The 3130-nt window shown below is 63.9% G+C and carries 1 protein-coding gene; it reads right to left on the reverse strand.

Annotated features, from left to right (window positions below; all coding sequences use genetic code 11):
• Positions 1–3054, reverse strand: a 3054-nt coding sequence (locus tag P24_RS19545) for a tetratricopeptide repeat protein (RefSeq protein ID WP_237740226.1), incomplete at its 3' end; no start/stop codon positions are given.
• Between the last annotated feature and the right edge of the window lie 76 nt (positions 3055–3130).

Here is a 3130-nt window from a genome sequence, read left to right on the forward strand (position 1 = left end):
ACGACCACGACGCCACAGAAATATCGAATAGGCACGATTCAGCGGCGCATCGTCCGGGGCCGCCGCAAGCCCCTGCTGGAACACGGCAGCCGCCTCATCCTCCTGGCCGAGCTTGTCGAGCACCGCCGCCATGTTGCCATAGGCACCGACGAAAGCAGGCTTGAGCTCGACGGCCCGCTGCAGGCAGCGCAACGCCTCCGTCAGGCTGCCGGAATGCGACAGCACCACCCCGAGATTGCATTGCACCTCCGCGATATCCGGGCGCAGCTCCGCCGCCTTGCGCAGGAACGGGGTCGCTTCCGGGTGGCGGTCCAGCCGTTCCAGAACGACGCCGATATTGTTCAGCGTCTCGATATGCTGCGGCTGGATGTCGAGCACCCGCCGGTAGCCCTGCAGCGCCAGTTCCAGCTTGCCCTGCGCCTGCTGCATGGCGGCGACCTGATGCAGCGCATCGATATAGGCCGGCTGTATCGAGACAGCCGTCTCGAAACTTTCCAGCGCCTCCGTCAGCCGTCCCTGCGCCTTCAAATTATTGCCGAGATTATAGTGCGCAGCAGCATTGCCGGGATTGAGGCTGGTGGACTTGCGCATCCAGGATTCGGCTTCGGCCAGATTCCCCATATCCGCATGCAAGGCGCCAAAATTAGCCAGGGCGTTGGCATGCGACGGATTGAGGGCGACAGCCTCAGCCAGGCAGGTTCGGGCTTCATCGAGACGGCCAAGGCGTCGCAGTGATTCGCCCATATTGGCCAGAAACTCGACTTCCTGGGGCCGCTGCTTCACGGCCACGCCGATAAGCTGCACCGCGATGTCGAAACGCCCCACCTGATAGGCAAGCACCCCGAAAAGATGGTGGGCGTCGGCATTCTGTGCATCCAGGGAGAGAACCTGCTTGTATCCCTGCTCGGCTTCCGGTAGCCGCCCCGCCTGATGATGAGCGAGTGCCGCAGCAAGCAGCTTCTGGACCTCGGGATTGGCTGGCGCCGGTCCCTGTCCTTCCGCCGCTAAGATGAAGGCTTCGGCTTCCCCGCCATCGCGCCAGCGCTGCCACATCCGGTCATAGGCAGCCTCGACGGACCGGGCAAAGGCGGCTTCGTCCCTTAGTCGGCTGCGCTCCATCTCCTGACGCAGGTCCCGCCGGATTTCGGCCAGCCGGCCGAAATCGCTGGCCAGCGCCACCGCCTTCTCGACATAGTCCGCCGGAGTCGTGGCGATCCATTCCGGCCGCCCAAGCCCCGCCAGAATGGCCGATCCAAGCCGGCCGACCGACGGGCGGTCCTGCAGCGTGACGAAGGGCAGGCCCATATGAAGGCCTTCAAACAGCGTCGTTCCCGAATTATGCGGAAAACAGTCCAGCGCGATATCGATCTGGCGGTACACCGGCCAGGGCGGGCTGGTGTAACCTAGGTCAAGCCGTTCCGCCCCGACCCCCAGTGCGGTGAACTTGCCGATATAATGTTGCCGCAACTCCGGACAGACGAAGGTCTGGCTGTTCAGCACCAGCCGCGAATCCGGCACCCGGGACAGAATCTCGGCCCACAGCGCCACGACCTTGTCGTTGATCCGCACCGACCGCGAGAGTGAGCCGAAGGTTACATATCCATTGGCCAGCGCGGGAAGCTCCGCCGGCGCCTCCAGCCCCTCCGTCGGACGGTAGCTGAGGCAGACCGGCAGCCGTACCAGCTTTTCCGCGAACAGCGGATCGCTGCCCTCTGGTGTCAGCATCGGGTCCGACAGGAAATAATCGATGACCTTGATGCCTGTCGTATAGGCATAGCCCAACCAGGAGACCTGCACCGGGGCCGGCTTGCGCGCGAAGGCGAGCAGACGGTTCCCCCGTGTATGGCCGGCGAGATCGACCAGTATGTCGATGCCATCCTGCCGGATGCGCGCTGCCAGATCCTCGTCGCTCATGCCGACGCTGTTGCACCAATGGTCCACATAGGCACGAAACTGGCCGCTGATCTCGTCTTCCTTCGGCACCTCGGCATAGGCGAACAGTTCGACTTTTGACCGGTCATGCCGTGCCAGCAGCGGCTCGATGAAATGGCGCGCCGCATGCCGGCGGAAATCCGGCGACACATAGCCAACCCGCAGGCGCCGGCCCGGAGTCCGGTCATTGGCGTGCGTGCCCTGCGGCAGCAGGGGAGCCGCATAGTCACGATCCCAGGCGCGATAGGATTCGAAGATCGCTTCGGCTGAAAGGTCCGGATGATAATTCAGGCAGTAAAGCTTGTTGCTGGCATAGTCGAAATTGTCCGGCGCCACCTCCCTGGCCCGCTCGTAAAGAGCAAGTGCGGCAGCGAAATCGCACTCTTCCTTCACGACGATGCCCAGATTGTTCAGCGCCTCCTTGCTGTCCGGGTCCAGTTCCAGGGCACGCGTCAGCCTCTGGCGCGCCAGGGCGAGATGACCGTGATCGGCGTGCAGGGCGCCCAGCGAGACAAGAGCGAGGAGATTATCCGGCTCCAGCGTCAGGGCCTGCTCATAGGCGGCCCGCGCATCGGCATAGTTCCATGTGTCGGAGAGCGCATTGGCGAGATTGAGATGCGCCGCCGCAAGACCGGGCTCATAGGCAATCGCCATGCGGCAGGCCTTCACCGCGCGGTCCAGCTGCCCGGCATCGCGGTATCCATTGCCGAGGTTGGAGAGCGGCTCCGCGAATCTTGGCCACAGGGCAAGCGCGCGGTTGAAGCCGGCCATGGCGGCTTTCTCGTCGCCCAGCTTCTTCAGCACGATGCCGAGATTGCTGTGGAACTCGGCCTTTGACGGGTCCAGGATAATGGCCTGCTGGATCAGGATGCGCGCGGTTTCGTGATCGCTCCGCTGATGGTGGGCGACCCCCAGCAACTGCAAAGCCCTCGGTTCGCGCGGATCGAGGGCGAGCACCTGGCGATAAAGATTTTCCGCTTCCGCCAGCTTTCCCTGCTGGTGGGCGGCAAGCGCCTGCTCCATCAGGCTGGAAATTTGCGCCTTGCCGTCAGCCTGGCTGTCACTTTCCGCCTGCGGCGCCGTTTGGGTCTGCAGCGCGCCCGGCATGATGGCGGGCGGCACATCCGCTCCATCCCCCTGCACATCGAAGGGCTGGGGGAGCCTGTCCTGGCACCAGTTGTTCCACATGGTGCGGAGC

Origin of the sequence: Oceanibaculum indicum P24, assembly GCF_000299935.1 — a bacterium.
Lineage (GTDB): Bacteria > Pseudomonadota > Alphaproteobacteria > Oceanibaculales > Oceanibaculaceae > Oceanibaculum > Oceanibaculum indicum.